At 67.3% G+C, this 6,418-nt stretch carries 4 protein-coding genes; 1 reads left to right on the forward strand and 3 read right to left on the reverse strand.

All coding sequences use genetic code 11. The features are described 5' to 3' along the window. Window positions 1-31: 31 nt before the first annotated feature. Window positions 32-1,741, reverse strand: coding sequence for an AMP-binding protein (locus LQ564_RS25365; RefSeq protein WP_231060907.1), 1,710 nt, complete (start codon window positions 1,739-1,741; stop codon window positions 32-34). Window positions 1,742-1,938: 197 nt separating this feature from the next. Here LQ564_RS25365 and LQ564_RS25370 point away from each other — a divergent pair, with 197 nt between their 5' ends. Then, window positions 1,939-2,649, forward strand: a complete 711-nt coding sequence (locus LQ564_RS25370; RefSeq protein WP_231060908.1) for a hypothetical protein — start codon at window positions 1,939-1,941, stop codon at window positions 2,647-2,649. Between the two features lie 4 nt (window positions 2,650-2,653). On the opposite strand, the gene LQ564_RS25375 is transcribed toward LQ564_RS25370, so the two are convergent. Beyond that, the gene (locus LQ564_RS25375; RefSeq protein ID WP_231060909.1) at window positions 2,654-4,075 is read right to left on the reverse strand and encodes a wax ester/triacylglycerol synthase family O-acyltransferase; all 1,422 of its coding nucleotides are present in this window, start codon (window positions 4,073-4,075) and stop codon (window positions 2,654-2,656) included. Between the two features lies 1 nt (window position 4,076). Beyond that, on the reverse strand, window positions 4,077-6,056 hold the full coding sequence (locus tag LQ564_RS25380) for an SDR family oxidoreductase (RefSeq protein ID WP_231060910.1): 1,980 nt from the start codon (window positions 6,054-6,056) through the stop codon (window positions 4,077-4,079). Window positions 6,057-6,418 lie beyond the last annotated feature (362 nt).

The following is a 6,418-nucleotide window of genomic DNA, read 5'->3' on the forward strand; positions in this document are numbered from 1 at the left end:
GCCTCCTGTTGGGTGACGGCCGGTGCTCATGTCATCCGGCCGGCGCGGGCGCGGACCGTCCGCGGGCGGCGCCACTGTCTTCTTCCACCACGACGCGCCGCAGGATCTTGCCGATATTCGATTTCGGCAGGGCGTCGGTTCGAAACGCGACCAGCCTGGGCACCTTGTAGGGCGCCAGGTGGCGCCTGCAGTGGTCGATCAGATCTTCAGCGCTCAGGCCGGGATCGCGCCGCACGACGACCAGCTTGACCGTTTCCGTGCCCTGGGCGTCGCGCGCAGGAATCGCCGCGACCTCCAGCACGCCGGGATGCATGGCCGCCACGTCCTCGACTTCGTTCGGGAACACTTTGAAGGCGGAAACGATGATGACGTCCTTCTTGCGGTCCACCACCCTGACGAAGCCGCCCGCGTCCAGGATGCCGACGTCGCCGGTGCGCAGCCAGCCATCCTGCGTGAACACGTGCGCGGTCTCGCCGGGCATGTTCCAGTAGCCGCGCATGACCTGGGGGCCGCGCACGCAGACTTCGCCCGCTTCCCCTTGCGGCACCTCGACGCCAGCGTCGTCGAGCAGCGCGACCTCGGTCGACGGGATCGGCAGGCCGACGGTACCCGTATAGGCGGGCGCATTCAGCGGATTGGCGCATACGAAGGGCGAGGTTTCTGTCAGGCCGTAGCCCTCGATCAAAGGCCTGCTCGACAGCGCATGCCAGCGCTCGGCCACCGTGCGCTGCAAGGCCATGCCGCCCGCCACCGCCAGCTTCACCCTGCGCAGGTCGACCATGCGCATGCCGGGAGCATCCAGCAGCGCATTGAACAGCGTGTTCACGCCGACCAGGACCGTGAACTTGGTATGCCTGAGCTCGCGTACGAAGCCGCGGATGTCGCGCGGGTTCGTGATCAGGACGATCCGCGCGCCATAGGCGGCGAAAGTCAGCATCGCCGTCAGCGCGAACACGTGGTACAGCGGCAGCGGGAGCACGACCGTCTCGCGCCCCTCGTCCAGCGTGGCGCGGATCCAGGCGGTGATCTGGGCGATGTTCGCGACGATGTTGCCATGGCTGAGAATGGCTCCCTTGGGGACGCCGGTGGTGCCGCCGGTGTACTGCAGGAGGGCGATGTCGGCGGCATCCGGCGCCATCGCCGCCGGCGGCCGGGACAGGGTGGCGCCGCGCGCGAGCGCCTCCGGAAACTTTACGGCCCCGTCGATGCGCCAGTCCGGCACCATGTGGCGCACGTGGCGGACGACCAGGTTGACGATTTGTGCCTTGGGAAACGGCAGCAGGTCTCCGACGCGGGTGGTGACGACGTGGCGTAGCGACGCCGATGGCAGCACCTGCTGCAGCGTGTGGGCGAAGTTCTCCAGCACCACGATGGCGCTCGCGCCCGAGTCCGCCAGTTGGTGCCGCAGTTCGCGGGCGGTGTACAGGGGATTGACGTTGACGACGGCGCAGCCGGCGCGGAAGGCGCCGAACAGCGCGACCGGATACTGCAGCAGGTTCGGCAGCATGATCGCGACGCGGTCGCCCTTGCGCAGGCCGGCCGCGTGCAGCCAGGCGGCGAACTGCCGCGACAGCGTGTCGAGCTCGAACCAGCTGAGCGTCGCGCCCAGGTTGTCGAAGGCCGGCCTGTCGCCGAAGCGTTCGCTCACGTGCTCGAGCATCGCGGGCAGCGATGGGTAAGGATCGAGCGCGACCTCGGCGGGGACGCCGGGCGGATAGCTGCGCAGCCAGATTTTTTCCATGGTGTCGTCCTGAACGCTGCCGGAGCAATATACGGACGGACTGGCAGAGGCATGCCCGCTCGTCTTTGAACGATGAACCGTGCGATCGATACTGCATTGATCTGCATCAGCGTGCGCACTTTCGACTTTTGCAATTGCCTCGCTCGACAATGGTCCAACCCGGACGCAGGCAAAACCAACCTCTTGAAGGAGCAGACATGGCGACGAAGCAAACCAAGGCCGAAGCGGCCCATCCACCGGCCCATTCCACCTCGCCCTCCCACGCCGGCCACGCCCGCGCCGGCGATGGCGAGGCCAGGGCCGAACATGCCGCCCTGGCGGTACAGCAAGGCATCGTCGACAGCCTGGCCGCGATCGACGCAGTCGAAGGCCGGATCACGGCCTTGGTGCGCAAGACCGTCGCCGACAGCGTCGGCACGGGCGGCGCCGCGGCGGGCGACGTCGTGGAAGTGGTGCGGCAGGTCGTCAAGGGCGCGCTCGTGGCCAGCGAGCAGGTCGGCAGCGGCCTGGCCATCAGTACCCGGAGCGTCGCCAAGGGTGTCGTCGCGGGCGTGCACGACGTCGGCGGCGATGTCGTGGCGGCCTCGTTCGAGGTCACCCGCTCGCTGATCCTGGTCGCCGCTACGCTCGGGGCCGACCTCGGCATGGTGGCGCGGCGCGGCATCGACGCGCTGATCGAGGCGACCAGGGAGACAGGTGGCGATGCCGGCCAGGTCGGCCGCCGCGCCATCGAAGGCGCGATCGAAGCGGCCGGCGAGATCAGCCACACGGCTGTACGCACGGTCAAGGAGGTGCTGATCGGTATCGCCGGCAGCCTGGGCCAGACCATCGAGGCCATGCTGCCGCACGGGGGCCATGCGCGGGCGGCGGGGGCGCCGGCGCCGGCGGCGGACAAACCACGCCATTAGGCCATCAGGCGCCGCTGTCCAGCCGATTGTCCGTGGTCCACGGCATCATCAGGGCGCTCAGCAGCAGGGCGCCGAATTCGCTCGTGAAGCGGCTGGTGATGTCGGTCGGGTCCGGCACGCGTCCGATATCGGCGATCACGCCAAAGCTGACCTGGCCGGCATAGCTGAGAATGCTTGCCCCGATCCCGATGCCGCCCGACTGCGGCACCCAGAACAGCTCGTGTTCGATGCGCCGGCCCGCCAGGTAATGCAGCTGTTCCGGCCCGTGCACATTCGTGACGACAATACTGGCATTGGCAGCCAGGGCGTCGAGCAGGCGTTCCTTCAGGAACTCCGGCGCCAGGCCCATGCCCGCCAGCAGGCCGAGCGCGACCGTCGACTGCTGAGAGGTCTTCAATTGCATCATGGCGCGGTGGACCGCGTGCACCCGCTCGACAGGATCGGCGACGCCGATAGGGAGGTCGAGGAAAACCAGCCCGAAGCGGTTGCCCAGTTCGGTAACCGGCCCGGGTGGCCGCAGGTTGACCGGCACCAGGGCGCGCACCGTCCTGTTGGCGGGCGCCGTCCCGTCGTCCAGCAGCCAGGCGCGCAACGCACCGGCAATGCACGCCACCAGCACGTCATTGACCGAGCACGCGAGCGCTGCGGCTACTGCCTTGACGTCGGACAACGGCAGCGGCGCTCCCCAAGCCACCCGCTTCGCGACGCCAAGTTCGCCCTTGAGCCGGGTCCGGGAATCGGGCGTCATGGCGGCGATCACGCCAGCCTGGTAGGCCAGATCGGCGCCGCGCCTGGCATGGGCGAGTGCGCGCAGGGGATGGGCAAGAAGGCCCGCGCCGGCGCCGGCGGCGGCGGCGGATGCCCGCAGCGCGTCGCCGACAACTTCGCTGGCCGGACCCAGCACCCGTTCCCATGCCGTCCGCTGCGCCGCTTGCCCGTCGAGGTCGGCGCCTCCGTGGCGCGGATGCGCCGGATCGGTGTCGGTCATGGTCTCGACCACATGCAGCAAGGCAAATCCGTCACCGTAGCAATGGTGGATGCGCATCATGAGGGCACAGCCCTCGGCGCCGTCAATGAGATGCCACTGCCACATCGGCTTACCGGGGTCGAGCGCAGTGCTGGCCAGCTCGCTTGCGACGTCCTCGAGCGTGGTACCGATGCGCGGTGTCAGCTGACGTACGTGCCAGTCGAGATCGAAGCCGGGATCGAGCTCCCAGTGCGGATCGCCATGCGGGTCGGCGACGCGCTGGCGGAAGCGGTGAAAGCACAGCATGCGTGTTCGAACCACCTCTTTCAGGCGTTGCAGTTCGATGCGCCCCTCCAGCAGCAGCATCCCGCAGATCATCATGAGGTTCGATGGCCGGTCCATGCGCAGCCAGGCCACATCGACCGCAGACAGCGCTTCGCGGACGGCGGACGGCGCCATATCAGAGATGGACGCCGCGCAGTAGTTGCTGCATGGCTAGCAGTTCTGGAGACGCGTCCTGGGTGGCCGGCGTGCCGTCCGCCTCTTCCGCGGGCGCAAGCCGTAACGCCGCGTTCAGGATGGTCTGGGCCACGCGCGGCGCCAGTACCTGCAGGGCGCGGCCTGCCTGGCCGACCTCGGTGGCGATGCGCACCGGCTTGGCGACGATGGCCCGTACGACGAAGCTGGCAGCCTCCTCGGGCGTGATCGCTGGCGCGTGACGGTAGGCGGCGGTTGGCGCGATCATGGGCGTACGCACCAGGGGCATGTTAATGGTCGTGAAGACGATCCCGAGGTCGGCGAACTCGGCGGCGGCGCAGCCTGCCCAGGCTTCGAGTGCGGCTTTCGATGCGATATAGGCGGAAAAGCGTGGCGCACTGGTCAACACGCCGATCGACGAAATAACGATGACCTGGCCGCCGCCGCGCGCTACCATCGACGGCAGCAAGCCCATGGTCAGGCGTACGGCGCCGAAATAGTTCAGCTGCATCATTCGCTGGAAATCGTGGAAGCGGTCATAGCTTGCGTCCACGGTGCGGCGGATCGAGCGGCCGGCATTGTTGACCAGGATATCCACCTGTCCGTGGTCGGCCAGTACCTGCTGGACAAACTTCTCGCAGGCGGCCAGGTCGGCCAGGTCGACCTGGTACGCCTGCACGCTCGCGCCTTCCTTGCCGATCTCGGCTGCGGCGGCTGCGAGCCTGCCGCCGTCGCGGCCGCAGATCAGCGTCGTTGCGCCGGCGTCTGCCACCCTGCGCGCGGCGGCCAGGCCAATGCCGGAGGAGCCCCCGGTCACGAGCACCACCTTCCCCGCCACCTGTGCACGCAGGTTGCGCTCGACCGACAGCTCGGGATCGAGGTGGCGCTCCCAGTAATCCCAGACGGCGGCGGCATACGACTCGAGCGGTGGACAGACGATGCCGCTGCCTTCGAGCGCAGCCCGGGCCTGGCGGCTGTCGAAGCGGGTGGGCCAGTTGAGCAAGCCCATGATCCCATCGGGCAGGCCGAGCTCCGCCATGACTGCCTCGCGCAGGCGGCGCAGCGGGGACAGGGCCGTCATGCCCTGATGGATCCAGGCAGGCAGGAAGTTGAGCAGCGCAGTATTCACGCGCAGGCTGAAGCTCGGCGCATGCGCGGCGTGGGCGAAGATGTTCAGCACGTCGCCGACACGCCGCAAGGCCGGATCGGTCAGGTGGAAACATTGACGATCGAGCCCTTCGCGATGGGCGATCCATTGCATGGCGTTCACCACGTAGTCGACCGGCACGATGTTGATGCGGCCCCCCTCGATGCCGAGCGCGGGCATCCACGGCGGCAGGATGCGCCGCATCTTCTGGATCAGCTTGAAAAAATAATAGGGGCCGTCGGCCTTGTCGGCTTCGCCGGTGCGCGAGTCGCCCACCACCAGGCCGGGCCGGTAGACCCGCCATGGCAGGCGGCACTCCCGGCGCACCACCTGCTCGGCCTCGTGCTTGGTCGAAAAATAGGGATGCCAGAGCCCTTCCGCTTCGTCCAGCATGTCCTCGCGAAAGACGCCATCGTACATGCCTGCCGCCGCGACCGAGCTCATATGGTGAAAGCAGCCGGCATCGAGCGCGGCGGCCAGGCGCACGGCTTCCCGCGTCCCGCCGACATTGGCAGCCATCTGTGGGCCCGGTCCGGCGCGCAGGTCATAGATGGCGGCCAAGTGAAAAAAATGGTCGACCTGGCGGACCAGGGCCGCGCGGTCCGCCGCTGTCAGCCCTAGTTCGGGATGTAGCACATCCCCGGTGACCGGAATCGCGCGTACCGCGCCGGGACCCCAGAATGCGCTCAGCTCGGGAAGCTTGTGACGGCTGTCTTCGCGCATCAGGAACCAGACTGTACTATCCGGACAATCCAGCAAGTTCCTAATCAGGCGCTTGCCGATGAAGCCGCTGCCGCCGGTGACGAAGTAGCGCATGCTAGGCCTCGACATGTGCCTGGTCGGCGATTGGCGAGCACCCAGCCCGCCGATCCGGCGCCGACGATAATGTAGTCGTACATGGGCTAGCCAACGAGAGCCTCCGTTCAGTAACGAACTTGCATATCTTTTCACCTGTCGTCAAATGAGGTCTGAGATGTCTCAATGGTGCACGTGGGGATAAAGGGGGCCAGGATGTTCGGCAAGTGAGCGAGGATGGGCTGGAGGAGAGGCAAAAGCAAAAAACCCCGCAGAGATCACTCTGCGGGGTTTTTCATATAACTAGCCTGACGATAACCTACTTTCACACTGGTTGCAGCACTATCATCGGCGCAAAGTCGTTTCACGGTCCTGTTCGGGAT

This window comes from Massilia phyllostachyos (assembly GCF_021044825.1).
GTDB lineage: Bacteria > Pseudomonadota > Gammaproteobacteria > Burkholderiales > Burkholderiaceae_D > Telluria > Telluria phyllostachyos.

Coding starts and splice junctions, on each gene's coding strand:
- LQ564_RS25380 (WP_231060910.1), bottom strand. CDS start 6,056: ATGCGCTACTTCGTCACCGGCGGCAGCGGCTTCATCGGCAAGCGCCTG.
- LQ564_RS25375 (WP_231060909.1), bottom strand. CDS start 4,075: ATGGCGCCGTCCGCCGTCCGCGAAGCGCTGTCTGCGGTCGATGTGGCC.
- LQ564_RS25370 (WP_231060908.1), top strand. CDS start 1,939: ATGGCGACGAAGCAAACCAAGGCCGAAGCGGCCCATCCACCGGCCCAT.
- LQ564_RS25365 (WP_231060907.1), bottom strand. CDS start 1,741: ATGGAAAAAATCTGGCTGCGCAGCTATCCGCCCGGCGTCCCCGCCGAG.